The 24,894-nt window shown below is 37.4% G+C and carries 25 protein-coding genes and 2 pseudogenes; 16 read left to right on the forward strand and 11 right to left on the reverse strand.

Annotated elements, in window-relative coordinates:
• Positions 1-67: 67 nt before the first annotated feature.
• Positions 68-373: a hypothetical protein gene (locus MKY46_RS11100; protein ID WP_036126124.1), complete on the reverse strand. Its 306-nt coding sequence runs from the start codon at positions 371-373 to the stop codon at positions 68-70.
• Between the two features lie 212 nt (positions 374-585).
• Between MKY46_RS11100 and MKY46_RS11105 the strand changes: the two genes are divergently transcribed.
• A complete protein-coding gene (locus MKY46_RS11105; protein WP_340834193.1) occupies positions 586-1,110 on the forward strand; it encodes a GNAT family N-acetyltransferase in 525 nt (174 codons plus the stop codon).
• Positions 1,111-1,138: 28 nt separating this feature from the next.
• Here MKY46_RS11105 and MKY46_RS11110 read toward each other — a convergent pair whose 3' ends face one another.
• Positions 1,139-2,308, reverse strand: coding sequence for a Ger(x)C family spore germination protein (locus tag MKY46_RS11110; RefSeq protein ID WP_340834195.1), 1,170 nt, complete (start codon positions 2,306-2,308; stop codon positions 1,139-1,141).
• A 145-nt stretch (positions 2,309-2,453) separates the two neighbouring features.
• Between MKY46_RS11110 and MKY46_RS11115 the strand changes: the two genes are divergently transcribed.
• Positions 2,454-3,248 carry a PhzF family phenazine biosynthesis protein gene (locus tag MKY46_RS11115; RefSeq protein WP_036126117.1) on the forward strand — a complete coding sequence of 265 codons (795 nt, stop codon included), beginning with the start codon at positions 2,454-2,456 and terminating at the stop codon, positions 3,246-3,248.
• Positions 3,249-3,574: 326 nt separating this feature from the next.
• Here the strand turns inward: MKY46_RS11115 and MKY46_RS11120 are convergent, their stop codons facing one another.
• The gene (locus MKY46_RS11120) at positions 3,575-4,951 is read right to left on the reverse strand and encodes an MATE family efflux transporter (protein WP_340834197.1); all 1,377 of its coding nucleotides are present in this window, start codon (positions 4,949-4,951) and stop codon (positions 3,575-3,577) included.
• 20 nt (positions 4,952-4,971) lie between these two features.
• Complete coding sequence (locus tag MKY46_RS11125; RefSeq protein ID WP_036126112.1) at positions 4,972-5,451, reverse strand: DUF6530 family protein; 480 nt, start codon at positions 5,449-5,451, stop codon at positions 4,972-4,974.
• Between the two features lie 289 nt (positions 5,452-5,740).
• Here MKY46_RS11125 and MKY46_RS11130 point away from each other — a divergent pair, with 289 nt between their 5' ends.
• The 4 genes from MKY46_RS11130 (at position 5,741) to MKY46_RS11145 (ending at position 8,651) form a co-directional block, all read left to right on the forward strand.
• On the forward strand, positions 5,741-6,043 hold the full coding sequence (locus MKY46_RS11130; RefSeq protein ID WP_139149525.1) for a hypothetical protein: 303 nt from the start codon (positions 5,741-5,743) through the stop codon (positions 6,041-6,043).
• A gap of 933 nt (positions 6,044-6,976) precedes the next feature.
• Positions 6,977-7,414, forward strand: coding sequence for a hypothetical protein (locus MKY46_RS11135; RefSeq protein ID WP_036126107.1), 438 nt, complete (start codon positions 6,977-6,979; stop codon positions 7,412-7,414).
• Between the two features lie 88 nt (positions 7,415-7,502).
• Positions 7,503-8,018, forward strand: a complete 516-nt coding sequence (locus tag MKY46_RS11140; RefSeq protein ID WP_340834201.1) for a matrixin family metalloprotease — start codon at positions 7,503-7,505, stop codon at positions 8,016-8,018.
• 51 nt (positions 8,019-8,069) lie between these two features.
• Positions 8,070-8,651 (forward strand): hypothetical protein, encoded by a 582-nt coding sequence (locus MKY46_RS11145; RefSeq protein ID WP_271913336.1) that lies wholly within the window; start codon positions 8,070-8,072, stop codon positions 8,649-8,651.
• A 100-nt stretch (positions 8,652-8,751) separates the two neighbouring features.
• Here the strand turns inward: MKY46_RS11145 and MKY46_RS11150 are convergent.
• Positions 8,752-10,099 (reverse strand): annotated as a pseudogene (locus MKY46_RS11150) (IS3 family transposase).
• A gap of 344 nt (positions 10,100-10,443) precedes the next feature.
• On the opposite strand from MKY46_RS11150, the gene MKY46_RS11155 reads away from it, so the two are divergent.
• Complete coding sequence (locus MKY46_RS11155; RefSeq protein WP_340834204.1) at positions 10,444-13,527, forward strand: hybrid sensor histidine kinase/response regulator; 3,084 nt, start codon at positions 10,444-10,446, stop codon at positions 13,525-13,527.
• A gap of 27 nt (positions 13,528-13,554) precedes the next feature.
• On the opposite strand, the gene MKY46_RS11160 is transcribed toward MKY46_RS11155, so the two are convergent.
• Positions 13,555-14,436 (reverse strand): DMT family transporter, encoded by an 882-nt coding sequence (locus MKY46_RS11160; RefSeq protein ID WP_419185192.1) that lies wholly within the window; start codon positions 14,434-14,436, stop codon positions 13,555-13,557.
• Positions 14,437-14,640: 204 nt separating this feature from the next.
• On the opposite strand from MKY46_RS11160, the gene MKY46_RS11165 reads away from it, so the two are divergent.
• Positions 14,641-15,135, forward strand: coding sequence for an Lrp/AsnC family transcriptional regulator (locus MKY46_RS11165; protein WP_036126093.1), 495 nt, complete (start codon positions 14,641-14,643; stop codon positions 15,133-15,135).
• Between the two features lie 134 nt (positions 15,136-15,269).
• On the opposite strand, the gene MKY46_RS11170 is transcribed toward MKY46_RS11165, so the two are convergent.
• Together MKY46_RS11170 and MKY46_RS11175 are read right to left on the reverse strand one after the other, a co-directional pair.
• On the reverse strand, positions 15,270-15,443 hold the full coding sequence (locus MKY46_RS11170; protein ID WP_170829867.1) for a hypothetical protein: 174 nt from the start codon (positions 15,441-15,443) through the stop codon (positions 15,270-15,272).
• An 84-nt stretch (positions 15,444-15,527) separates the two neighbouring features.
• Positions 15,528-16,370, reverse strand: coding sequence for a copper amine oxidase N-terminal domain-containing protein (locus MKY46_RS11175; RefSeq protein WP_340834206.1), 843 nt, complete (start codon positions 16,368-16,370; stop codon positions 15,528-15,530).
• Between the two features lie 134 nt (positions 16,371-16,504).
• Here MKY46_RS11175 and MKY46_RS11180 point away from each other — a divergent pair, with 134 nt between their 5' ends.
• The 3 genes and pseudogenes from MKY46_RS11180 (at position 16,505) to MKY46_RS11190 (ending at position 18,027) form a co-directional block, all read left to right on the forward strand.
• Entirely contained in the window at positions 16,505-16,669 is a 165-nt protein-coding gene (locus tag MKY46_RS11180) for a hypothetical protein (RefSeq protein WP_170829866.1), read from the forward strand.
• A 183-nt stretch (positions 16,670-16,852) separates the two neighbouring features.
• Positions 16,853-17,083, forward strand: a pseudogene (locus tag MKY46_RS11185) (GNAT family N-acetyltransferase); the annotation flags it as partial.
• A 5-nt stretch (positions 17,084-17,088) separates the two neighbouring features.
• Entirely contained in the window at positions 17,089-18,027 is a 939-nt protein-coding gene (locus MKY46_RS11190; RefSeq protein ID WP_036126083.1) for a DUF2268 domain-containing putative Zn-dependent protease, read from the forward strand.
• Positions 18,028-18,050: 23 nt separating this feature from the next.
• Here the strand turns inward: MKY46_RS11190 and MKY46_RS11195 are convergent, their stop codons facing one another.
• The gene (locus MKY46_RS11195; protein WP_036126081.1) at positions 18,051-18,530 is read right to left on the reverse strand and encodes a DinB family protein; all 480 of its coding nucleotides are present in this window, start codon (positions 18,528-18,530) and stop codon (positions 18,051-18,053) included.
• 89 nt (positions 18,531-18,619) lie between these two features.
• Complete coding sequence (locus MKY46_RS11200; protein ID WP_340834209.1) at positions 18,620-19,237, reverse strand: LysE family translocator; 618 nt, start codon at positions 19,235-19,237, stop codon at positions 18,620-18,622.
• A 148-nt stretch (positions 19,238-19,385) separates the two neighbouring features.
• Here MKY46_RS11200 and MKY46_RS11205 point away from each other — a divergent pair, with 148 nt between their 5' ends.
• From MKY46_RS11205 to MKY46_RS11215, 3 genes are all read left to right on the forward strand, one after another.
• Positions 19,386-19,625, forward strand: coding sequence for a DUF3953 domain-containing protein (locus MKY46_RS11205; RefSeq protein ID WP_036126077.1), 240 nt, complete (start codon positions 19,386-19,388; stop codon positions 19,623-19,625).
• Positions 19,626-19,697: 72 nt separating this feature from the next.
• Positions 19,698-20,123, forward strand: a complete 426-nt coding sequence (fabZ, locus tag MKY46_RS11210; protein ID WP_036126075.1) for a 3-hydroxyacyl-ACP dehydratase FabZ — start codon at positions 19,698-19,700, stop codon at positions 20,121-20,123.
• 388 nt (positions 20,124-20,511) lie between these two features.
• Entirely contained in the window at positions 20,512-21,255 is a 744-nt protein-coding gene (locus MKY46_RS11215; RefSeq protein ID WP_036126074.1) for a polysaccharide deacetylase family protein, read from the forward strand.
• A gap of 42 nt (positions 21,256-21,297) precedes the next feature.
• Here the strand turns inward: MKY46_RS11215 and MKY46_RS11220 are convergent, their stop codons facing one another.
• Entirely contained in the window at positions 21,298-21,564 is a 267-nt protein-coding gene (locus tag MKY46_RS11220) for a hypothetical protein (RefSeq protein WP_036126072.1), read from the reverse strand.
• A gap of 669 nt (positions 21,565-22,233) precedes the next feature.
• Between MKY46_RS11220 and MKY46_RS11225 the strand changes: the two genes are divergently transcribed.
• Together MKY46_RS11225 and MKY46_RS11230 are read left to right on the forward strand one after the other, a co-directional pair.
• Positions 22,234-23,748: a lmo1851 family serine protease gene (locus tag MKY46_RS11225; RefSeq protein WP_036126069.1), complete on the forward strand. Its 1,515-nt coding sequence runs from the start codon at positions 22,234-22,236 to the stop codon at positions 23,746-23,748.
• A gap of 68 nt (positions 23,749-23,816) precedes the next feature.
• A complete protein-coding gene (locus tag MKY46_RS11230; protein ID WP_058844442.1) occupies positions 23,817-24,719 on the forward strand; it encodes a CobW family GTP-binding protein in 903 nt (300 codons plus the stop codon).
• Positions 24,720-24,894 lie beyond the last annotated feature (175 nt).

A 24,894-nucleotide genomic window follows, 5' to 3' on the forward strand; every position in this document is an offset into this window, starting at 1 on the left:
ATAAGTAGCCCCAAATTTGTTAATATTAGTATATTATTTTGTCTCTATTCCTGCAATCGCTACATTCTTATGGAGTGCTATGTTTCTGTTTTTTGATTTTCTTTTGTTTGTAGGTAATATAAGATGTTTTCAATGAAGCGTAACTACCAATGGCTGCGTAGCCATAAAACCAGCCCATAAAAAGCCCAGCAAGAAGGTTATGACGATGGCTGATGAAAATGGAAATGAATAAGCCGACGATTAATGCAATGGTCGGAACCCAAAAAGGTTTGATATGACCCAATTTCTTAATTAGTTGCGTAACAATCATCACGACAGGGACTGCAATGACGGCATCCCAAAAATTTGTATGTATTAGCGGAAAATGCTCCATAACTCTCACCTCAAGTAGACTGACTTAGAACTTATTGTGGACATGAAGTAAGATTTTATGCAAAAGGAGATGAGGAGCGCTTGTAGGAATAGGCAAGCAAAAGAACATGATAATTAGCTTTGTCCTTTTAAGTGTCATCAAATGGAAATAGAGATTGAAATAGTTCGTCGAAAAAAATTTGTTTAACAAATCCATGATTAAAGAGGTATGCTATGTTTCCTATATTACAAACTGAACGATTAGTATTAAGAGAATTAGGGAGTCCTGATGCACAAGCTCTCCTTGATTGCTTTTCGAATCCTGAAGTTTTACGTCATTATGGACAACAACCTTTAACGAGCTTAGTACAGGTGCAACAAATCATTAAAAATTTTGCCAACAATTTTACCGAAAAACGTGGTATTAAATGGGGCATTGCATTAAAGGGACAAGAAGGGATTATTGGTACAATCGGCTTTCAAGAGTGGTCAATAGAGCATCGAAGAGCGGAAATCAGCTACGCACTTTTTCCTGACTATTGGGGAAAGGGCTATGCTCAGGAAGCTGTGAAAAGAGCCATTTCCTATGGTTTTGAAGAGATGGATTTAGTACGAATTGGTGCCATTGTTTTTAAAGAAAATGAAGCTTCTCAGCTACTATTGCAAAAAATAGGTTTCGAACAAGAAGGATTATTAAAAAAATATATGCATCAAAACAATATGCCACATGATACATATATGTATTCACTCATAAAATAAAAATTTTTTTAAGACCAGATTCCCTAAGTTAGGGCTTCCGGTCTTTTTTTATAGTTTCTGTGAATGTTTTGCGACCTGGATTAATTTTAGCTACTTCCACATGAATTTTACTGATAGAATCCTCTGTTAATGGAATTTTTCCATCCTTTTCTAACCTTTTCCATGCTTTGACGTTGTCCCGATAAAGAGACTCTGATAATCGATAGATATCAACATCTAATTTTAAGCCTTCATTGAAGGTTTCATGGATTTCCTTTTTCACCTGTGTGATTATATGTTTTTCCAGCTCTTTTTCCGTTGTTTTTCCTTTAAAGCCATTAATGGTCGCATTGATTTTTAATTCGACTTCAAATGAAACATCTTCCTTTTTGACATGTGGTTTCACAGCGACATGAATTTTTTCAATACTCACGGTTAATTCTTCCTGACCATTTGTTTTTAATTGGAAGGTAATTTCACCGCGATTTGTATAGTTATGCATCCATTGATTACCTCTTGCTGCATTGTCTTGCAAAAATCCTTTAAAGCCATCTTTTGATAGGACACCAACCCCTGAAAAATAAGTTTCTTCTGTTCGATCCTCATCTGTTTGCCAATCTTCTTTAATGGACACATATGGGATGGTCACTTCATGGCTTGGTTCATTTAAACCAATGACGATATCTCTTATATTTTTGGGTTCAACAAAGGTTTCTTGTTCAGTTGGGTTAATCGGGTTACTTAATTTTGATGAGGACAAAGAATTTCTTAAGATGGGTGTGACAAGCAGCACTTCATCTACCGGATTTTTTGTACAGTACACCCAAATCTGGTACCTTGTATCGCGAAAACGTATCAATGTATCAATGACTGGAATAAAATGTTCATTTTCCATGGCCCGCTCTGAAAAGAGAAGAAACCTCATATGACCCCAAAATATTTCCTGATCGGAGGAGCGATACAATTTGTAAATCGCTTCTTCTACTGTTTTGCCAGTGGCACGACCCACCTCCGCAGGAGCCACATCTGCACTGGGCTGAATCGATTTCGCAACATCGGCAAAATTAATCACCTGTAAATAGACAACATATTCATCGTTTTCATAGTCTACACCTACTGCATTAATATAGTACATTCTCTGTGGTTCAGTAATATCCCAGCATCCAGCGAGTAAGGTCGTCAATCCAATAATCATTAAAATTTTGAAATATGGTTTCATCGTTTCTCCACTCAAAAGCTCTACCATTGTATTTTATAATGTTAGCTTAGACAAAAGGTGGTTATTTTATAAAATGATTATTTGTTTGAGTGTGTATATTCAGCACTTGCTTGTTTGCGTTATGATGAGAGAAGAGGTGAATAAGATGACGACTATTTCCTATTCTATAATAAATACCTTTACAACAGAGCTATATAAAGGGAATCCAGCAGCAATATGTCTTGTAGATGCAGATGTTTCTGAAGAGACGATGCAAAAAATTGCACAGGAGGTACCTGTCCCGACAACAGTCTTTATTGAAAACAAACAGCTTGATTTTTCGATAAGATGGTTTACCCCAGAGACAGAAATCCCGATTTGTGGTCATGGCACCCTTGCTAGTGCTTTTTTGCTTTGGCAGCAGGGGATCGTGCCTAAGCATCAGACCATCACATTTCAATCAACAAATGGCCCTTTGCAGGCAAGATGGCAACAGGAGCGAGTGGAAATTGCCATCAAAACGTATCCAATTGATGAAATAGTGTGTCCTCCAGCATTGGAAGACTGGTTAGGAAGTAAACCGATCTATGTAGGGAGTACCGAATTGGATTATATCGTGGAACTAAGCAATGAAGACCTTATTGCACATTTCGAGCCAGATTTTTCTGCGATGGAACAATTTCCTGTTAGGGGGATATGTGTGACCAGTAAGTCGAGGGAAGAGGGCATTGATATAGTATCCCGCTTTTTTTCTCCAGCACAAGGAATTGACGAAGATCATGTTAATGGGTCTAGTCATGGCGCACTTGGGCCATACTGGTGTGAAAAACTATTGAAAAACCAGCTAGTAAGCAAGCAACTTTCCAAACGGGGCGGTATTTTATACGTAACACCCCAACGCGAAACAGTAGCGATAGCGGGTTCAGCCGTTCTCGTGTTGAATGGAAGATTAAGCATTTAAAAGCCGCTTAGATAAGAGAGATGAATGAAAGTTTACAAAAGGATTGTTATTTGCATCCTATTCATAAATACCAACGCCTTTTTGATGTTTGTCAATTTTTATCAACTGACGATGGTTTGCACTATTTGCAGGAAAGAACTAAAAAAATTTTAAATTGGTTGTAACTTTTCGCAATGCTATACGACTACTCTATTAGTAGAATACAAAAAACTAAAGCAAAATAGTAACATTCACTTTTCACAAAATGACCAGGGCTCAATTTCTGAGTGCCTGGTTATTTTGTTGGATACAAAAAGGACATGCATTTTTTGCATGTCCCGTGTCATTTATTCGCTAAGCATCGCTTTTAATGTTCGCTTTTGCCAGCCTAGCTTGAAGTAGGCATATTGCATAATGAAATGGACGCAGAAGGTAATTGGATAGGCTAACCAAACACCGTTTAATGCGAGTGACGTATGGTGGGACAAGAAGTACGCTAATGGCACTTGCACGACCCAAATTGTTATGACTAAGAAGATGGTCGGCCATAGTACGACACCAGTGGCACGCATCGTAGCGGAAACGGTTTGCGTATGTCCAAATATTAAATAGCTCCAAAAGGCGGTATATAAATAATTTTTGGCAATGAGCACAGTATCATGTGAATCGATAAAGAAAGCCAAAATTGGCTCTGCAAATAGATACATGATGAGAATGATTGCGCCACCTAAAAGATAGTTAATACGCACACCCATTTGACGAATTTTTTTAATCATTTCTGTAGAATTCGCTCCTAAAGCCTGTGCTACGAAAACGGATGTAGCAATAGCAATACTCATCGCAGGCACTTGTGCATAGCTAGCTACCTGATTGACAACGCCATAAGCAGCAGTGGCATCAGATCCATAGGCATTGACAAAACCAATAACGGCAATTTCTGCAACTGAGATGGCAACCATACTAATACTTGATGGAATCGCTAGTTTTAATAATGATGTTAAAATATCTTTCTTTAATTTAAAATGCTGTAAGATGGATTTATCAAAACGTAGTAAATGCTTTGTTTTATGCAAATAAGCTAATAATAAAATCATGGTCACTAAGTTTGATAACACAGAAGCATAGGCAGCACCATTTAAACCAAACGCGGGTAATCCGAACCAGCCGAATACCAGCGGTGGGAGGAAGGCAATATTTAACACCACACTAATCACTAAAAAGAGAAAGGGTGTTTTCGAATCACCGACGCCGCGCATAAAGGTTGTATACACTAAATACCAAAACATAATGGGTAATGTGAAAAATAAAATTTGTGCATAGCTAATACTCATGTCTAAAATATTTGCTGGTGTTTGCATAAAGCGTAAAATCCATTCAATGAAAAAGCCGCCAAAGAGCGCCACGATAATCGATAAAATCGTAGTAAAGGCAAGGGTTACCCCAACTACCTCTTTCATCTTTTCATGATGACCAGCCCCAAACGTTTGCCCAACTAAAATAGAGCTTCCCGAACCTATGCCAATTGCGAAGGCCATTAAAAAGAAGAAAAACGGGAAAAATGCGGAAATGGCAGCGAGTGCATCGACACCTAAATTGCGCCCGACGATAAACATCGCAAATACTTGGCCAACAGATTGCAGTACATTCGCTAGCATCACCGGGATTAAGAAATTAAAAAAGGCCTTTCGTAGTTTTTTATCATCCTGTAACATTTGTTCATTCATCGTTAAAATCCTCTTGAGTTTTAATAACCCATTTCTTTTAAGATTCGTGATAGTGAGCGAAGGCGTTCACCGATTAGCTCACCATCATTATTTAATGCTTGCTGAAAAAGCTGAATATCCTCTTTAATTTGTTCATTTTCTGTGCATACTTCCACAGTCATAGCATCACCTTGTAAGCCTACTCGATTAATAACAGGGTTTGCTTCATCATATAAGTGCTCGTAGCGGTATGCATCCTTAAAATAAAGTTGTGTCTCACATACTAGAATAGCGAGGTCAAGCACACGATGGAGGGGTAGTTCTTCCGACTGACGTGACCATTTGCCACCTGTATGTCGCCAAACCTTTGCAGAAATATCAACCTTTCCTCGATCATTCCATTGTGCCAACCCAAGTGAAAGCCCTTGTGTATCAGTTTGATAAGCTGTACGCCCATCGATATTGGCATAGTTTTCAGCAACGATTACAGGTTTATGTTTTAAATGTGTTGGAATTTTCATTGTTAAGCACTCCTTGTTATTTGAATTTAGTAATTTAGTAAATTACTGCTTTAGTAAATTTAGCATTCACCTAAACAGAAGTCAATCGAAATGGCAGTGTAACTTTTTCTGCTAGGCTAAGTCTAATATGTAAGATGATGGAAAGGGTGATGTGATGAAGGGCTATCTGCGGAAGTTTTTGTTTTGTATAGTATGTCTCGTAATAATACCTGTGAACACTGTCGCAACAACTTGGGTCTATCCTTTCGTAGTTTGGGATGGTTATATATATGAGGTAACGGAGGAGAAAGTGCACGCAGTTGAGAATGAAATAGGAAAGGTAACGAAGTATTCAGATATGGAGCAACATGGAGGCAATTTTTCAAATGCATATCCAAAAGGAACCAAGTACTTTGCGATAAAGGGAACCGATACAAAGGTCGCCATCGCGGTACAAGTTGACAAAGGAGCATACCTTAAAGCGGTGAATGATGGAGAATATACGTATCAACGTAAAGCAAACATTGCCTTATATCTTTATAAAGCATTAGGAATCCTCGCCCTGTTCATCGTTATTTATCTATTGTTCACGAGTTTACGCAAGAAGCGTTAAGCAGCAAATTCGTACTTTATGTAGGGATGTTGCTTCTCTATACAAGAAAACGATTATTGCTACTTTGCTTGTTTTTTGCGGTATCGTATTTTTGAAGGAGTTTAACTTTAAACGGTTCAAAGAATAACAGAAGTATGATAAACGTGAAGGGTTAATTTTTTTCAAAATTCCTTCAAAAACCTGTAACCTTTGCAAAGCTGACACGACTACTGTAATAGTAGAATACAAAAACTAAAGCAAACTAGTAAGTTTCACTTTTCACAAAAAGACCAGGACTCTGTTTTTCGAGAGTTTCTGGTCTTTTTGTGTGCTGGAAATAACACCGTTTTATAGTTTATGTTCTTAAAAAAGTTTAGGGAGGTGGTTAGTGCATTTAAACGAAATTAAACAACTTTATTATGCATTTTCAGTATCACCTAAGTGATACACCTGTAAGATAAATTTAATCCCAAATCCGTATTCTTGAAAATCTTGTCATTCTTAAGTAATCCAGCTTTGGACCGTATGTACTGATCACGATATACGACACTTAGAAAAATTCCCCTTAATCTTCTTCTATACCGAGAATGTGGCGTCTAAAATCTTTTTTCTAATTTTCGTTTACAATTCTAGTTCTAACATTATTCAGAATTGCTACCCCAACAGCTAAAACTGTAGCAGCAGTACTTAATCTACCAATAATCTTTTCATCATTTTCCTTTAGGTCATTAAAAGAATCAATAAGCCCGTTCATATCAACATTTTTCCATAGTATGAATATCCATGAAGCAGAAATAACTAAATTACCAAATCACAAACCTTATCTCGTTCAGTCGGCTCCTTGCTTCTTCATATGCATTTAAATTACAAAAAAATAATTATATGGTAAAATAAGTTGATAAACGGAATATAAGACTTTTTCTTAATTTCAGAATACTAGTTTGGAGGGTTTATATGAAAGGCATAAAGATAAGTATAATTACTTTATTTATTATCGTATTTGTGTTGATTATCATGTTACTTAATGCTGGTCCCCCTAAGCCAATTGTATTGTCAGGAAATAATAAGATAACAATAGTACAAGGTTCTTATTGTTGGAAAAAAATAACTGGCACTGAATGTGTTGATAAAATTTCACCACCAGAAATTCTTGATAATAATAAAATTGTCCCTTTTTCAGTATCCCCTCAAAGTAAAATAAAAATCAATTTTAAGAAACAACCTGAAAAAGTAGAAGTTGAGAAATGGATGAATAACGATGAAAGCGAAAAAGTAATAGTGGAAGATAATAGTATTTCTGTACCGAACGAAAAAGGCAAGTATATATATATTATCTCTGGAAGATGGGACAAAGGGAGTTCTTCTTATATCTTTAGTATAAAAGTAAAATGATACCAAATTACCCTTTGTATTGTATTTTAATGTTTATAATTTATGTGTGTAAGTTCCATAAATGTAAAAACAAAGGGGAGTTGGTAAAATGAAGTGGAAATTTAAAGGCTTTTTAATTATGCTATTACTTTGTGTTGTATCTCTACCAATTACAGCTGATGCTTATCAATTACTAGGATTTAAAAAGAAGGATAATTTAGATTTGTATTACAATATTAGTCAAGAGCTAATTGATATGGGTTATAAGCAAGATATTCTAAGAGGATTTACTGCGTGGCATTCAGCTAATAAAGTTAAGTTTACTAAAGAGGTCTCGGTTAGTGGAAATGTTAATGTTGATTATGTAAATAGTAATTATGGTGATGCATATGCTACTCATCGTAATGGTTCCTCTACTTTATCAAACATAACAATGTATAAATCATGGAAGGGATTAGATCAAACTCGTAGAAGGGAAACTGCAGTTCATGAAGTAGGGCATGCTTTAGGTCTTGATCACACTCAAACAAAGAATAATTCCATATCTGTTATGAGGACAAAGGGTTTTAATGATAAAGACTGGCCGTTACAAGACGACATTGATGGTATAAAAGCTTTGTATTAATTACATACGGCTATTACTCACACAAAAATTGTCGACAAAGGGGCAGGTAGTATGAAAAATAGAAAGTTTCAAGTGTTTAGCTTTTTTTTAGTGTGTTTTTGTTTAATATTCTTTATAAGCATTAAAGATAATAAAAAAATAGAGACTATTAATTTTGAAGGTAAAACTCTAGGTTTTGATAATTTAGAAGAGATGGAAGAAGCATCACCTGTAATTGTTCTTGGTACAAAAACAAAAGAAAATGATACTGAAGTTTTTAGATCAGACATTAATAACGATGTAATTGGTGGATATACTAAATCAAGTTTTTTAATTTCAGAAGTTTATAAAAATAACGATAATAAAGAAGATATAAAAACAAATTCTCAAATTACTGTGTCAGAAATGGCTTTTTATGATAAAGAAACAAATGCTATGTATACTGTGAATGATTATGAGAACATGGAGTTTGATAAAGAATATTTACTATTTTTGGTTCCAGTAGATGATGGTATGTATGCCCCTAGAGGTGTAACTACTGGTAAAGTGCCAATGTTTGGATCTAACTCTTCTCTTAATTCTTTAAATACTGTAGATAGTGATAATTCTGATCTAGCCATTATGAGAGATGCACAGCTTAAGTATAAAAAATAATAAAATTTCGTGGTCTACTAAAATGTAGCGTATTTATATCATTTAAAAATAAGCAGCCTATGAGTGAAGTGACCCCTAAAAGTTAGACACGGTTATTTCATTAGGCAGCGGTTAGGGCATGGGTTCGATATTGTATCGGACTCATGCCTTTTAATTTTGCCTTAATCCTTTTTGTATTGTAATACGTTATATACTTTTCTAATTCAGTTTTAAAATGGTCTACACTTTCAAATTTTTTGAAGTATAAAAACTCAGACTTCATAATCCCGAAGAAATTCTTCATTACAGAGTTGTCGTAACAGTTTTCTTTACGAGACATACTTTGGAGAATACCCCTTGATTGAAACGCATGACAATATTGCTTCATTTGATAGTGCCAGCCTTGATCTGAATACATGAGAAGCTGATGGTCTTCTGGTAGACGCTCTAAAGCTTTATCTAACATCTCTGAAACAAGTGAATAAGTTGGTCTAGAGCCAATTGTGTACGTAATAATTTCACCATTAAATAAATCTAAAACAGGTGATAAATATAATTTTTCGCCGAATAATTTAAACTCCGTAATATCGGTTACCCATTTTTCATTCGGTGGGTCCGCTGTAAATTGGCGGTCTAAATGATTAGGCGCAATTTTACCGACTGTTCCTTTATAGGATTTATATTTTTTCATACGCACAAGGCACTTTAATCCAAGTTCTTTCATGATGCGTTGGATCTTCTTGTGATTCACGTTCTTACCACGATTAGCTAGCTCATCACGAATACGACGATAGCCATAACGTCCTTCATGTTCATCGTAAATTGAATTGATTTCTACTTTTAAATCGGCATCTGGATCTATTCGGTTCATTTTCTTTACTAAATCATAATACGTGCTACGTGGAATACCAGCGAGTTTCACAAGCGCCTTCACCGAATATTTATGCCTTAACTCAAAGACTACTTTTACTTTGTCTTGTTTCATGATTTTTCCTTGTTTTGAACTAAGGCATTCAACTTTTTTTAATACTCGTTTTCCATTTCAAGTTGTTTAATACGTGCTTCTAGTGCCTCGACAGATCCTTCAGCCAGGATTGTTTCGTCGATTGTTTTTTCATCGATGGACGCCCCTTTTGTCTTGATTCAAGGGCATCTAAACCGCCAACCTCCATTTGTTTTTGCCAAGTATACACTATTGTATAACTTGAGATTTTAAAAAGAGCTGCGGTATCCATTAATGACGCACCAGATTGAACCATGTAATTTAATACGTCTAGTTTAAATGGTACAGAATAATTTGTATAGGTATTCCTAAACCCTTCATCTCCATGTAATTCATATAACTTTAACCAATATTGAAATTGTGCTCTTGTTACTCCCATCTGTTTTGCATACTCTTGTTGAGAAAAAATCTTTGAATTAAAGCCTTGAATAATCTTTAACTTTATCTCGCTCGTAAATTTAGTCATAAAAAAACTACACCTCCAATTGTTAAATGCTGTGTCTAACAATTGGGGTGCAGTTCATTCCTTATCGGAGTAGCTGCTTTTTTATGGCAAAAAGTTCTAAAAACCCGACTTTACTTACAGGCATTGGATAGAAAGGGTTGTGGAAGTATATGAAATGTTTTGGCGAAATGGCTCAACCAAATCAGAGCCCGTTGTTCGATTAGGACTATATTAAGAATTTGTTCAGAATTTGTAGAGATGTGCTTGGTAGAATTGGAAGGTTGTAAGATCATTACTCGATCAAGACCTAGGAGGTGGCGTTCGCAAAGGAGAAATACTATGTTGCCCTTTGACGAGATTCACTTATGAAAAAGAAAAAAATAGCGATCATTATTCTCTTATTTTTTATTTTGTTAACGAGCACACGCATATTGTGGTTGCATTTATTTACTCAGCCAGACCAACCCTACGCAGAAAAAGGGCAAATCGATGTACGGGATTTTGATTTTCAACAGAATGCTTTGACACTGGATGGTGAATGGACATTTTATTCTTCTCACTGGTTGATGGATAGTAATCAACCACCTTTTCCCCCCACGTACATACAGGTTCCAGATGGTTGGGACCAAATTTTTCAAGAAGGTAAGCTGACGCCATATGGCTATGGCTCCTATCATTTGAATATAAAGGTTAATCCAGAAGAAACAAAAACATTTAGCATAAGGGTGCCTAGCATTCGTAGTGCAGCAGAAATATATGTAAATGATCGTTTAGTTGCGAAGGCTGGTGAGCTAGGTGAAAATCGAGCGCAAACGATGGCCAAAAATGTTCCATTTACAGCTTCTTTTGACACAAAGGGCCAAAGTGAAATCGACATTGTTGTGCAAGTGGCTAACTTTCAAGATCCTCGTAATGGGGGAATTGTGCGGTCTATAAAATTTGGATATGAAGATGTTATCTATCGCGAAACACAATTGTCTATTACCATGCAGCTATTAGTGGCAGTCGTTTTACTTTTACATGCCCTTTACTCGATCATCCTATATTTAGTTGGAAATAAGGAAAGACCTTTACTGTTCTTTTCACTCTTAACCGTCAGTATCATGTTTTATTATCTATTAGGGAGTGACGATAAGCTTCTTTCATTTTGGTTTCCAATCAATTATGATTGGGGGTTTATATTGGTTCACCTTTCGATGATTGGCATTGGCTATTCCCTGCTACAATGTATCGATTCATGGCTACCGCGCCATTTTCACCGTTATCAGCAGGGATTTGCCCTTGTATGTGCCTGTGCAGCTGTGTTGGCTATTGTACTACCAACACGATATGTAGTGTCGATACAAAGTGTTTATATTGTCATTTTAGGCGTTCCCATTGTGATCACCATGATGATGATGCTAGGAAAGGCGCTCAAAGATATCCGTCAGCATGTTTTTCTACTTTTAGCAATCCTTGCATTTATCAATAGTATTCTTTGGGATATCTTGCTACTGATTTCAGGAATCAAGGTGATTTCATATCCCTTTGATTTGATAATGACCATTGCTTGTTTAGCGACATTGTGGTTTAAAGATTACGCAAAAGTGCATGCGGATACAAAAGACCTTGCCCAAAAATTGCAAGAGACAGATAAACTAAAGGATGAATTTCTGGCAAGCACCTCCCATGAATTACGCAATCCTCTTCATAGTATTATCAATATGTCCAAGGCTGTTTTAGAGCGTGAGTCTCATGCACTTAGTCATAAAAGCGTCCATGATTTAGAAACGGTGCTGTCTGTTGGGCAACGAATGTCGCATTTATTGAACGATTTACTTGATGTGATGAGCCTAAAGGATAATACACAAAAATTGCATCTGACCACGGTTTCCATTCATACCATCGTGGCTGGCGTCTTCGATATGCTACGTTTTATGATTGAAGGAAAGCCGGTTCAGTTTGTTCAGCAAATTCCAGCAGACTTTCAAAAAGTATTGGCAGATGAAAATCGGGTAATCCAAATTATTTTTAATTTGGTACATAATGCCATGAAATTTACTAATGAAGGTACTATTACGATTTCGGGCTATACCGAGGCTAGCATGGCGAAGATTGTGGTGGCAGATACGGGCATTGGCATAGATGAGGAAACCATGCAGCGATTATTTGAGCCATATGAGCAAGGTACTGTCAGTAAGACGATAGTAGAGGGCGGATTTGGGCTAGGGCTTAGTATTTGTAAGCGACTGGTTGAACTACAAAGGGGAACATTGGACGTACAATCAGTGGTGGGACAAGGCACCACCTTTACCTTCACATTACCACTATCTGACGAAGCGGAAGCTCAAGAGGTAACGCTTGTACAGCAGGCTCATCAAAAACAGGAAAGCCCTGAGGTACAGCAAGATGGAATGAACGATGTAGGAGATGCGTGGAATCAACCACGAATTTTAGTAGTGGATGATGAGCCCATCAATTTAAGAGTGGTGGAAACCCTCTTGGCGAATGAGCAGTATGATGTCGTCACGGTGACAAGTGGTTTGCAGGCACTTGAATATATACGGTCCCAGGAATGGGATTTAGTGATTTCAGACGTAATGATGCCGAAAATGAATGGCTATGAATTAGTACGAATCATCCGTAAGCAATTCTTCATGACGGATTTACCCGTACTATTACTAACTGCACGTAGTCAGCCACATGATATTGAAAATGGCTTTTCAGCAGGGGCCAATGATTATGTCGTCAAGCCTGTTGATGCCTTAGAGCTTCGATCTCGCGTTGAGGCATTAACAAAGGTGAAGCGATCTATTCAAGAACGACATCGTATGGAGGCAGCGTGGCTTCAGGCACAAATCGAGCCCCATTTTCTCTTTAATACATTAAATGCTATCTTAACGTTAAGTGAATTGGACAGTGAGCGGACAGCTAAATTAGTAGAGGCATTAAGTGATTTTTTAAGAGAATCCTATAATTTTCAAAACGTAGAAGCGCTTGTTCCATTAGAAAATGAACTTCGGTTAATTCAAGCCTACCTCTATATTCAGCAGGAACGTTTTGGTGAACGTATTCGCGTCGTATGGGACTTAGATACAGCGACGAATGTATGGATTCCATCGCTAACCATTCAACCGCTAGTTGAAAATGCATTAAAGCATGGTATTTTAAAGCGTGTTGAAGGGGGAACTGTTCACATTCGTATCATTAATTGTGGTACTCATATCGAAATTAGTGTCTCAGATGATGGCGTTGGTATGGACGAAGAGCAATTGGCGAAGCTACTACAGCCGAACAAACGTCCATCCAGAAGTATTGGCTTATCGAATACCCATAGACGTCTGCAACAGCATTACGGTCAAGGCTTACACATAACAAGCAAGCTGCATGAAGGAACTGCTGTTTCATTTGTTGTATTACCAAAGAAAACAACTAATCAATTAGATGCCTTCTCCCACAGCGAATACTGAGAGGGGGAAGGCATCTTGCATCTTATGTTAATGACAAACTTGATTCTGTGGCATTTTGGTTTTAAAGTGCGTAAATAAATAACAGCCCATAATAACGATCAGTCCTCCAATGCCTTGTAGCCAACTCAGCTTTTCCCCGATAAAGAAAAACGCAAGCAGGGCAGTGAAAATTGGATTGAAGTTTAGGAAAATGCCAGAGGTTGTGGCTCCTAATTGCTGTACGCCTATATTCCAAAAGACCATACAAACGACAGTAGAGATAATCCCTGTATACAGAAGAGAAAGGATGAAAGATGGATTGATATTAGAGAAGGTGAATTCCGTACTGGTGAACGGGACAAGAGTAAGAACACCGAACACTCCCGCATACAATGTGGCCATTAATGGAGAGGTTGTTTTCATAGCCCACTTACTACAAACCGAGTAAAGTCCCCAGACACAAACCGCAGCTACCATCCATAAATCCCCTGTATTCAATTGAAAATCCAGTAACTGCTGCAAATCTCCTTTCGAAAGGACGAGAACCACCCCCATGAAAGAAAGAGTCATAGCCAAAAGCTGCAAGCCATTTATTTTTTCTTTGAGAAAAGCAAATGAAAAAAGGGCTATGGACATCGTATTCATCGTTGAAATAAGCCCTGCATTCGTGGATGTTGTTCGCTCCAACGCTAAAAATTGAAAAATATTAAACAAGGCGACACCTGTAATACCCATGAACAATAACGGCACAAGAGCTGCTTTTGCAGGGACTAGCTTCTTTTCTTTCCACCAGACTAATGGGATAAGGACAATCACCGCAATGAACCATCTTGCCATCGTTAAAGTCATCGGAGAGGCATGCGCCACAAGCGTCTTGGCCACAACAAAATTGCCTCCCCAAAGTAAGCTTGTGACGAGCATTAAGCCCATATAAAATTTGACCAAGGTATGTAACCCTCCTATGATTTTATGTATATTAAGAATCATAGCATTATTGAGGTTTTGGCTGTATAATATTTTGTATAATTGTACTAATTTGAAATAATTAAAATAAATTTAATAAATTTCAGAAGAATATTCTGAAATAGAGTCTAATATGTACTTGCCGAATAACAATCAAAAGGAGAGATAACAATGGAGGAGATTAAAAATAAAGCATTAGACAGTGTGGATCTTCAAATTTTAGCGATTTTGCAGAGAGAGGTGCAACTTAGTAATGCAGAATTGGCTAGACGAGTAAACTTGTCTCCACCAGCAACTCATACAAGGGTCAAACGCCTTGAAACAGAAGGATATATCGATCAGCAAGTGGCTATTTTAAATCAAGAAAAGCTAGGATTTGATTTACTGTGCTATGTCTTTATGAGCACTAATATTCACCAAGCGAAGGAAATCGAGGAATTGGAGGACAGCTTAAAAACGATGACCGAAATCATGGAATGTCATTGTTTAACAGGTGCATATGATTATTTGTTAAAGGTTGTCATTCGAGATCGCAAAGAATTAGATCAATTCATCCGCAAATTAAATAAGCTAGGGGTTTCTAGAATTCAAACGAACTTATCCTTGAGGGAAATTAAATATTCTACTGTGTTACCTATAGAAGAAAACAGCAAGTGTGAGTTTTAGGCTCAAACTTGCTGTTTTTTTAGTTTTCAGGATGACCTATTAAAGGTTTTCTACGATACTTGTGGCATACTTTTTCAGGTTAGACAACGATAGAATTTTATAGAAGCGTGTTTGGATGCTCTCTACTTTTCTCGTTATTCATCCTTTGCTGGGAGTTGGTCATATCCCAAAGTATTCAGGTTTTCTTGTGGCTGCGCATTGACGGTTTGTTCTTTAGCTTCCGCTTCTTCGCTAGGCGGAGCTTCTTCCGCAGAACAGGCAGCTAAGAGGGAAAATAGCACGCAACTTAATAACAGTAGCTTCTGCATGAGGCAAACCTCCATATATTCGATGTTGATATGAATATTTTGTCCATTTTCATGCAGAATATGTTGAACATCGCTTACAAAAAATTATGCTACTGTATTACTAATAATGGTACTAAAGCCATTAGTGGCAGCATTGTTTATAAGCTGTTTTATAGATTGAACTGCTTGATCTGTGAAAATATACCAGCTATCTTCAAACACATCATGCAGTAGATGATGGGGATGACCTTGTAATAGTTCATCAGGGAATGCAGTATTTAATGAATAAATATCAAATTGTTTGACTGTGTTCGTATCATCGCTCATAAAACGATATTGCCCACGTTTAGAATAGGAACCAGGTATGTCTAAATTAATTTGCCATGAATATTCTTTAGGTGCCTCTACTTTGTTTCCTTTTTGCTGGAAAACTTGATAAAGCGCTTTATGATAAGCATTGCCTTTAATGTCTTGAATAACACCACCCATTGTCATTTGATATTCATAGCGGAGGGCTTTTATTTTTTTATTGTCAAGTAGTAGTGGTTCAGAAGTGATACTGACTGTACCTTGATTGTATTGGACCTGACTGCCAAATGTTTCCGCAATAAAGCGAATCGGTACATAGGTACGATTATTTTTCATGTATGGCTGTACATCCAATTGCTCTGTTTTGTCATTTTTAATGACAGTCTTGTTGTTGAGATTTAATACAATCAATGTTTTATTCATGGCAAGGGTAATTTGTGAATCCTTCCAATGCACTTGCGCACCTAGATTTTCACTGATCACACGCAATGGCACCATGATTCGATTGCTTCTTTGCTCGGGTGCTGTATCAGATTTTACTATTACGTCATCTATTTTAATTTGTGTAGTGGCAGCATCAGCCGGAAAAGCCACAAAAAACATAGATGTTAACAATAGTCCAGTGAAGACTTTTTTCATGGTAGTCAACCTCCTATATTCGAGTTTTTAGCATCTTCAATATTTTACCATAGTTATTGGCTATTGGTCGCTAATTTTTTACAGCTATATTCCGTAATTGTTCTCGAATACTAACGGTGAAGGGAGGTTTTTAAATGAAATTATTGACCTGGGGTATTGTTGGTGCAGCACTGTTTGCTGCCATGAAAGGTTATGGGAAATCAAATCAAGGACAGAAGGATAGCTCTCAACAAACGACGACGCCTGTACAATTAGTCGCCAATGCGAATCCACTGACAGCCAATACACCGAAACAGTAAAACGAAGAGAAGCTTATAGATTACTTTGATCTATAGGCTTTCTATAATTTTACATAAATATCATATCATTGGTATAATAGATTGGGAGAAAAGGGGTGTATAGATGCTTGATTTTACAAACTATCATGACGATTTAGAAGAAATTCTGCAATTATTTAACGAAACCGTACATACTTTTATGTCCATAAGGATTTTCAAAGACAGGGGATTGCAGCAGCCTTAGTAGATTTACTAGAAGCGGACGCAAAAAAGCTTGGTCTTACCCATATCTACACAGATGCTAGTCTTACAGCGAGACCCTTCTTTGAACGAAAAGGAGACCAAATCATTCAAAGACAAACTGTCGAGCGTCAAGGCATATCGTTCATGAATGTTAGCATGGGTAAATTATTTATTGATGAAAAGGACGGATGAAAAGGATGCATTATGTAAAGGGTTTTGTCGTATTAATGATGCTATGCTTCGTGTTTAGTGCCTGTGCACAAACAGAAAAGCCTTCCCATAAAAAACCAGATATTGAAAGTATCACGGTTTCATTCGAACATCCAGAAACGAAGCAACCATTTAAAATAGTTCATGCTTTTGAACTTTTTCAAAACTATACGGAAAAGGTAGAAAGTAATCCAGATCGTTCACCATTGGACATCTATCGAGAAGAGGTCATTGATCCCGTTTATAGTGCATGTTTTGAGAATGGTGAATATATAAACATGGCTGAGACGGTGTTAAATATCACGACCAAACAATTGAAAGAAAATCAATTATTAAGCGAAAAAATTGATAGGGAAGCAACAGAAAAGAGTATTAAGGAAGGTCTGTTCAAATCTTCTGAACTCCTTCCCACTAAAAATGAAATGACGGTATGTGTTTTTCCAGCCACAGATGTAAACGCGAATATGGTAACGATTGGTGCAGGTAAAATAACAGCCCTCTATAATAAATATTATACAAATGAATTTATTAGGGCTGTAATTGCCCATGAATATCATCATAGTGTTGCAACTGAAAAACGCCCGCGTAATGAGGGGACAGTGCTAGATCATCTCATATTTGAAGGAAGGGCAGTGATGTTTGAAAAATTAGTTTATCCTGATTTAAATTTTACGCGAATAGATTTGGATTACAACAAAGTTTATTGGTCTGATGTTGCAGCGGATTTGGAAAAGCATAACTTGATTCGTGCCCTAGAAATAATTAGAGGTGGAAATGGTCTACCCTTTAGTTATGGCTACAGCGAAGGCTATAAAATGGTTAAATCTTTTCTCGATTTGCATCCCAATGTATCGATAGAGGAGTGGACTGCCTTAAGTCCGAAAGAAATTTTTGAAAAAGGAAAGTATCTCGAAAATTATCAATAAACAAATAAGCAACAGACCCTGTATTAAACTCGGTCTGTTACTTCGTTTAGGCATCGATGAATGGTGACAATTGCTTGTAAATGCATACCTTCATGAAAGATGGTACGTAGGAGTACTTGTTCAATGGTCTGCATACCCATGTCGATAGGTGGGAATTTCTCAGCCAATCGATGACCGTATCGTTCCTTTATCTGTGAAGGCTGCTGAGCCAAGTACTTTTTTAACTCCTCGAATGTGGGCGTTTTTTCGTCAAAATGCTTAGGCGACGTACCAAAGCTAAACCATTTCATGAGAGCTACTAATGCTGTATCCTTTTCTTTTGTTAACGCCTCTAGCCATAAATATTGATCGAGATAAAGATGGCCCATATTCCAGCGAATATTATTATGAAAACCAGCTGGAATGATATTTGCCTTTTCTTCTGACACATGCTCTAGCAAATGGAGTAACTCGCTACGGTAATGTGCTAACTGCTGAAATAAATTTTCTTGACGTTCATTCAAGTTCACCCCTCCTTTTTAGTATGTATTGGCTAAAATTCTCCATTTTCCTGCAAAAAAAAGAAGAACACTCTTTTGTGTTCCTCTCCAGATTATCTACTTTGTGTCTGTAGTGCTAAACGGACACCGAGACCGATATAGACAAAGCCGACAGTTTTTTCAAGCCAACGTGAGCTACCACTTGTTTTCGTAAAGATTTTTTCACCAATGAAGCTTGTAATAATTGCTAGTAGTATTGTATACAAAGCACTCATCACAACAAAGGTGATGCCTAGTGTTAGCAATTGGCTTGTGACAGATTGCTCGTTGTGCTGTACAAATTGTGGTAAGAAGGCAAGGAAAAATAAAGCTGTCTTCGGATTTAAAATTTCTGCTAAAAAGCCTTGGCGGAATGATGTACTAGCAGGGCTTTGTTCCACAGTTGGTTGTTCAATTTTTTTTGGTTTTGTGAGGAGCATCTGAATACCTAAATAAACAAGGTAGGCCACCCCAATATATTTCACTACCTCAAAGGCTGTGGCTGATTTCATCAAAATAGCAGAAAGACCTAAAACAGCCGATAACGTATGAACTAAATCTCCAAGACCGATGCCTAAAGCGGTATAAATACCATTCTTTTTGCCACTTTTTAATGTTTGTGTAATCGTGATAATAACAGCAGGACCTGGGATTAAAAATAATAAAAGTACTATTGCGATAAAAGATAACATGCGAAACCTTCCTATTCTAATAAACTAATCAATCTAAGGTGAATGCATGGAATATTATATTCCAGCGACTATAGGGCTGTCGATAAAGAAATATTGAAAAAGGAATGAAAAAAAATTCAGAAAATAATTTAGTGAGGAGATGATCGGCATGAAATGGTCCTATTGTCTACAACTATTCATATTTATCCCAATTGTGGTGACGAGTATGTATGGTCTTATTACAAAAGATTTTTCGTTCTTACCAGTTACTTTCATGTTATTAGGTTGTACATTTTTACTCATTGGTATGAGAGCGTGGCAAAGAGCCAAACGATCTGCCATTAGTATTCTTTCTTTTGGTACGGCCATTTTTCTATTTGTCATTGTCAGACAGTCATTTTTTGACTAACTTCATTTTTATTACTAAGTACTAATATTTAGTGTTAGAATAAGGTTATAAAAATGCTGTGGAGGAATCAATATGTTAACAAGTCAACAATTGCAAGAAATATTACCACATCGCTATCCGTTTCTTTTAGTAGATCGTATTTTGGAATTAGAGGAGGGGAAGCGTGCAGTCGGATTGAAAAATGTGACAATCCATGAGGAGTTCTTTCAGGGACATTTTCCACATTATCCTGTCATGCCAGGTGTGCTCATTGTGGAAGCGTTAGCGCAAGTCAGTGCAGTCATTATGCTGACAAAGGCAGGGAATGAGGGGCGGTTAGGCTTGCTTGCGGGCATTGATCATTGTCGCTTTAAAAAACAAGTTAAGCCTGGTGATCAGCTACGGCTTGAGGTAGTAATCAACCGTGTGAAAGGGACAGTCGGTAAAGGAAGTGGGGTTGCCACAGTGAATGGAGAAATCGTTTGTGAAACAGACCTTGTTTTTGCTTTTGGCCAGTAAAAGGAGGTCCTTTTATAAATGATAGTTTCATGCATAGTGTTTTTGTCTTGACTTTGCTTGATGACGTACTACATACCCATCTTATCCTCATGATTCAACTGAAGACTCCCTTCTCTATAGGGGCAATGAATACTTTTTGGCGGGTGAGCGCCACGTGGTAATAATGGTGAAAGCATGTCACAGGATGTAACGATCGGCAAAAGTGAAGCGTCTGCGACAAATACACCATGGTGTGATTGAATGTTGTGGACAAGCTTCAACAAAAAAATTATAGGAGCCTGGAAAACATACGTCATGATAAATTTTAATGAAATAAAGCTAAACATAAGCATTTTTTTATGAAATCCACAAATAATAAAGTACGAAAATTATTTGGGGACGTGAAAATGTGAAAAAATTTTTACTGTTTTTACTACCACTTTGTTTGATCACGGTGTCGTTTTTTTATGTCAAAGTAAGTTCTTCTGAAAATAAAGGGAGAAAGTATTATGAAGAAGCAGGACAAATTCTTTGGGAAATCCAAACAGAGGAAAAAATCATTGCCTTAACGTTTGATGATGGTCCACATCGTACCTATACAGCGGATGTTCTTGATGTATTAGAGAAATACAATGCGAAAGCTACTTTTTTTATTGTTGGTCAAAATGCAGAAAAAAATCCTGAATTGATAGCAAGAATGTATGAAGAAGGGCATGAATTGGCCAATCATACCTTTACACACCCTTTAAAAACAAATGTACCTAATTTAATGAAGGAAATTCAACAAACAGATGAGGTAATTGCAGGAATTACGGGCTATCAGCCAACCTTATTTCGCCCCGTTGAAGGGCAATATACCGATGCCATGATAGAGGCGATTGCCAAAAAAGGCTATAAAGTCGTGATGTGGTCTTGGCATTTGGATACGCTCGATTGGAAGAATCCTGGGGTCAATCGCATCGTTAATACGGTTTTAAAAGGCGTAAAGGCTGGCAATATCGTGCTGTTTCATGATGGTGGCGGAAACCGAGCCCAAACCGTCAAAGCATTGGAGCAAATATTGCCAGAGCTTGAAAAGCAGGGCTACCAGTTTGTGACGGTTTCTGAATTGATGGAACTACAAAGGACTCATCAGAAGATAAAAAAACAGTAGTGTGGTAGGTATTTGGCTTCCACACTACTCTTTATGTAAAGGTTATTTTAACATTTTTTTGATTTGCTTTAGTTCAGCAATTAAATAATCGATTTGTTTCTGCATGTTATCGACTTTGGCTGTTTGATCACCATTATTTGTTGGAGAAGAATCGTTCTTCGCATTTTGTAGTGCCTCTAGGGCTAGACCAGCTGCGATGGTCTGAATGCCATCCCCTAAAGTTGAAATGGCTGTGCCGATATAGGCTAACTTTGCAATATAAATATCCATTGAATCATTGTTCTGGTTCTGTTTATTATTTCTTCCCATTTTCCTGCCTCCTTACAATTGTCATTACTTGCATCATATGCGACAACAATGGAAAAGGCGATTCACGAGGCATTTGAATGATTCGCTAAAATGGTAATGTTAGCTCAGCAAAATTATTGGGGGAAAATAGCATGGGCAAATGTAGAGCTTGTTGAAATGGATAGTGCGTTGCTAGAGGGAATGGGCAGGAGCGATTAGCAAACTTTCAATCTTCCTATGTAGACGTTGCGACGGAAACATTCAAATGGCTGCACGAAAGTTAGGATTGTAGCCTAAGTTGATTGAGCTTCAAGAGATACTGCTTTCCTTCCGTCGATTAACTGTTCATATGGTCTATAAAAAAGGTGAAAAAGAATGAATAGTTGCTAAGGAGCTGCAACTTTTTTCGTCACTTGTACGTTATATTCTTATAGCATTTCTATGATTCTTTGAGTTTTTGGTTGACTGCAACTAGGAAATGAGTAAAATTAAAAGGCAGTACCATTATATACCTAAACTTAACAGTATGATGAGTAAATAGGTGCTAGGATGCTAGATAGGATGAAGCATGATAGGTTAAGGTTTGTCATGAAGTTTTGGCAGTCTTTTTCTTTTCGTCTTCTGGATAACCTGTTAAGATGGTAGTAGTGTGACAACAAGTTAGTGTATATGAGAGTGGTGACAATCAAGATGGATGAACAGAAAAATGAAAGTACAGAACAGCAGCAGGAGCCGACTCCAGCAGAAGTAAAGCCGGCAGGACAATTTATACAACTGAAACCGTTTAAATTTATCATGCTAATGTTCTTTACAATCCTTATTACGGCAGGGTTAACGATTTTTGCGTTAACGTTTGGTGATAAGAAAGTAGTAGAAGTGAAAGTTCCGACTGAACGTGAGGAATTTACAAAATTATATGAAGCATTTGATTTACTGAAAAATAACTATTACCAAGATATTGATGATGAAAAAGTAGTCGATGGTGCTATTAATGGTATGTTCGATGCATTAGGCGATCCTTATTCTGACTTCATGGTAAAGGAAGAAGCAGATCAATTTAATTCTGGTTTATCTTCTAGCTTCCAAGGAATTGGAGCGGAAATCCAAGAGCGTAATGGTTATATTACAGTTGTGTCACCTATCAAAAATTCTCCTGCAGAAAAGGCAGGCTTATTACCAAAAGATATCATCTTAACGGTTGATGGGAAAAGCATTCAAGGCTTGAGTGCAACAGAAGCGGTTGCTTTAATTCGCGGTGAGAAAGGAACACCAGTGAAATTAACGGTGAAACGCGGTGAAAACACAGAGGCTATTCACATGACCATTGTTCGTGATGAAATCCCAGTAGAAACAGTTTATGGGGAAATGCTCGATGGCAATATTGCCCATATTCAAATTACATCATTTAGTGAACAAACAACGAAAGAGCTTGAAAAAATCCTTGCTGAGTATGAAGGCAAAGGAATGAAAGGCATTGTTTTAGATTTACGTCAAAATCCTGGTGGCTATTTAACGGCTGCTGTCGATATTTCTAATTTCTTTGTACCAGAAGGAAAAGCGATTGTTCAGGTACAAGAAAAAGATGCAGAGCCTCAGATTACTAATGCCATTGCAGGTAAAAAATATAACCTACCAATTACAGTACTTGTCGATAGTGGTAGTGCCTCTGCCTCTGAGATTTTAGCAGGTGCATTAAAAGAATCTGTAGGTGCCAAAGTTGTAGGTGAAACATCCTTCGGTAAAGGGACTGTCCAAAATGTAACACCATTAAAAGACGGCTCTAATCTGAAATTTACAACAGGTAAATGGTTAACACCGAATGGGAACTGGATTAACGAAAAAGGCATTGAACCTGATGTCAAAGTTGGTTATCCATCGTATGCTACTTTACCTTACTTGAATGCCTCTTTAGAAATGAAGACAGGCTTACAGTCGGACTCTGTAAAAGCAGCGGAGGAGATGCTTCAAGTGCTAGGGTATGAGCCTGGTGAAATAGATGGTATTTTCGATGACAATACTGCACGTGCTGTAGAAAAACTACAAGCAGCGAATAACCTTGAAGAAACAGGTATTTTAACAGGCAATACAACGTATGCGTTAATGGATGCTTTACGTGCAAAAATGAAAGCCGATGATCCTCAGTTATTAAAAGCGAAAGAGCTTCTTTCAGGAACAGCCGAAAAAACAGAGGACACAACAAACTAACAATGTAGCTGTCGCAACGGTCGTCTTTCACGGCATTTGCGACAGCTTTTTTTATAGGAGGAAAAATGATGAAAGATGTATACCTATTTAGTGGCTTTTTAGGGAGTGGCAAAACATCCATGCTTACAGATGTCATTCGCCAATTAAAAGAAAAGAATCTAAAGCCTGCCGTTATTATGAATGAGCTAGGAAAGCTGCCATTTGACTCACAGGCAGTGGAGAAAGATATCCCGCTGAAGGAGATGCTGGAGGGCTGTATTTGCTGTTCAGGTGCTGAAAAAACGGAGGCACAAATTCAATCTCTTCTATTAGATAGTGATTTTGATGTATTAATTATTGAAACAACGGGAGCTGCTCATCCTGTAGAAGCATTAGATGCTGTGTATTCACCACTTTTTGCAGATCAGTTAAATGTCAAAGGCATTATCACAGTGGCTGATTCCAAGCTCTGGCTGCACCGTGATACGTTAACACCGCAAGTACGCTCTTTATTTATGGAGCAAATTCGACATGCGCACTTATTATTAGCAAATAAAACAGATTTATTAACAGAGGCAGAGCAAGGACAAGTGGTCTACGAACTCCAAGGCTTAAATCCACATGCCTTTATTTTGCAAACAACGAATGGGCGAGTCCCACTTCACTTACTTGAAGGCTTAAAGGCAACGGCACAGGTTGATAAAGCTGACATTGTCAAAGCGCCAATAGCCTCCATGCAGCTTGGCTCACGCTTAGTGGAATTCACAGATAGCGAATTTACACAGGAGCAATTTGAAGATTGGATTCGTACATTACCAGAAACGATTTATCGTATGAAGGGCTATGTGCCGATTGAGGGCATTAAAAATCCGATGCTGTTTCAATATGCTTATGGAATGGTCCAATGGCTCCCTGAGTATATCAAAATGCCAGCAAAACTTGTCATTATTGGAGAAAATGTCAGTTCTTTACCTATCATTGGGGGACAATGAATAAATTTGATAATCTGCGAAATGTTGCATATGTACGTCATATGTAGCTTTACGCAGGTTATTTTATTTTTATGTAAATGAATTGTAATGCCTTTGTAACACAACTGTAATATTGAATAGCAATAAACACGCGACACTAGCTATCTCTAGGTCTATTCCATAATTGAAGGTAAGA

Origin of the sequence: Lysinibacillus sp. FSL M8-0355, from assembly GCF_038008985.1 — a bacterium.
In the GTDB taxonomy this organism is placed as follows: Bacteria; Bacillota; Bacilli; order Bacillales_A; family Planococcaceae; genus Lysinibacillus; species Lysinibacillus fusiformis_D.

Excerpts from the sequence above, each read along its gene's own strand:
- MKY46_RS11100 (WP_036126124.1), bottom strand. The coding sequence starts at position 373 with ATGGAGCATTTTCCGCTAATACATACAAATTTTTGGGATGCCGTCATT.
- MKY46_RS11105 (WP_340834193.1), top strand. The coding sequence starts at position 586 with ATGTTTCCTATATTACAAACTGAACGATTAGTATTAAGAGAATTAGGG.
- MKY46_RS11110 (WP_340834195.1), bottom strand. The coding sequence starts at position 2,308 with ATGAAACCATATTTCAAAATTTTAATGATTATTGGATTGACGACCTTA.
- MKY46_RS11115 (WP_036126117.1), top strand. The coding sequence starts at position 2,454 with ATGACGACTATTTCCTATTCTATAATAAATACCTTTACAACAGAGCTA.
- MKY46_RS11120 (WP_340834197.1), bottom strand. The coding sequence starts at position 4,951 with ATGAATGAACAAATGTTACAGGATGATAAAAAACTACGAAAGGCCTTT.
- MKY46_RS11125 (WP_036126112.1), bottom strand. The coding sequence starts at position 5,451 with ATGAAAATTCCAACACATTTAAAACATAAACCTGTAATCGTTGCTGAA.
- MKY46_RS11135 (WP_036126107.1), top strand. The coding sequence starts at position 6,977 with ATGAAAGGCATAAAGATAAGTATAATTACTTTATTTATTATCGTATTT.
- MKY46_RS11140 (WP_340834201.1), top strand. The coding sequence starts at position 7,503 with ATGAAGTGGAAATTTAAAGGCTTTTTAATTATGCTATTACTTTGTGTT.
- MKY46_RS11145 (WP_271913336.1), top strand. The coding sequence starts at position 8,070 with ATGAAAAATAGAAAGTTTCAAGTGTTTAGCTTTTTTTTAGTGTGTTTT.
- MKY46_RS11155 (WP_340834204.1), top strand. The coding sequence starts at position 10,444 with ATGAAAAAGAAAAAAATAGCGATCATTATTCTCTTATTTTTTATTTTG.
- MKY46_RS11160 (WP_419185192.1), bottom strand. The coding sequence starts at position 14,436 with ATGGGCTTAATGCTCGTCACAAGCTTACTTTGGGGAGGCAATTTTGTT.
- MKY46_RS11165 (WP_036126093.1), top strand. The coding sequence starts at position 14,641 with ATGGAGGAGATTAAAAATAAAGCATTAGACAGTGTGGATCTTCAAATT.
- MKY46_RS11170 (WP_170829867.1), bottom strand. The coding sequence starts at position 15,443 with ATGCAGAAGCTACTGTTATTAAGTTGCGTGCTATTTTCCCTCTTAGCT.
- MKY46_RS11175 (WP_340834206.1), bottom strand. The coding sequence starts at position 16,370 with ATGAAAAAAGTCTTCACTGGACTATTGTTAACATCTATGTTTTTTGTG.
- MKY46_RS11180 (WP_170829866.1), top strand. The coding sequence starts at position 16,505 with ATGAAATTATTGACCTGGGGTATTGTTGGTGCAGCACTGTTTGCTGCC.
- MKY46_RS11190 (WP_036126083.1), top strand. The coding sequence starts at position 17,089 with ATGCATTATGTAAAGGGTTTTGTCGTATTAATGATGCTATGCTTCGTG.
- MKY46_RS11200 (WP_340834209.1), bottom strand. The coding sequence starts at position 19,237 with ATGTTATCTTTTATCGCAATAGTACTTTTATTATTTTTAATCCCAGGT.
- MKY46_RS11205 (WP_036126077.1), top strand. The coding sequence starts at position 19,386 with ATGAAATGGTCCTATTGTCTACAACTATTCATATTTATCCCAATTGTG.
- fabZ (WP_036126075.1), top strand. The coding sequence starts at position 19,698 with ATGTTAACAAGTCAACAATTGCAAGAAATATTACCACATCGCTATCCG.
- MKY46_RS11220 (WP_036126072.1), bottom strand. The coding sequence starts at position 21,564 with ATGGGAAGAAATAATAAACAGAACCAGAACAATGATTCAATGGATATT.
- MKY46_RS11225 (WP_036126069.1), top strand. The coding sequence starts at position 22,234 with ATGGATGAACAGAAAAATGAAAGTACAGAACAGCAGCAGGAGCCGACT.
- MKY46_RS11230 (WP_058844442.1), top strand. The coding sequence starts at position 23,817 with ATGAAAGATGTATACCTATTTAGTGGCTTTTTAGGGAGTGGCAAAACA.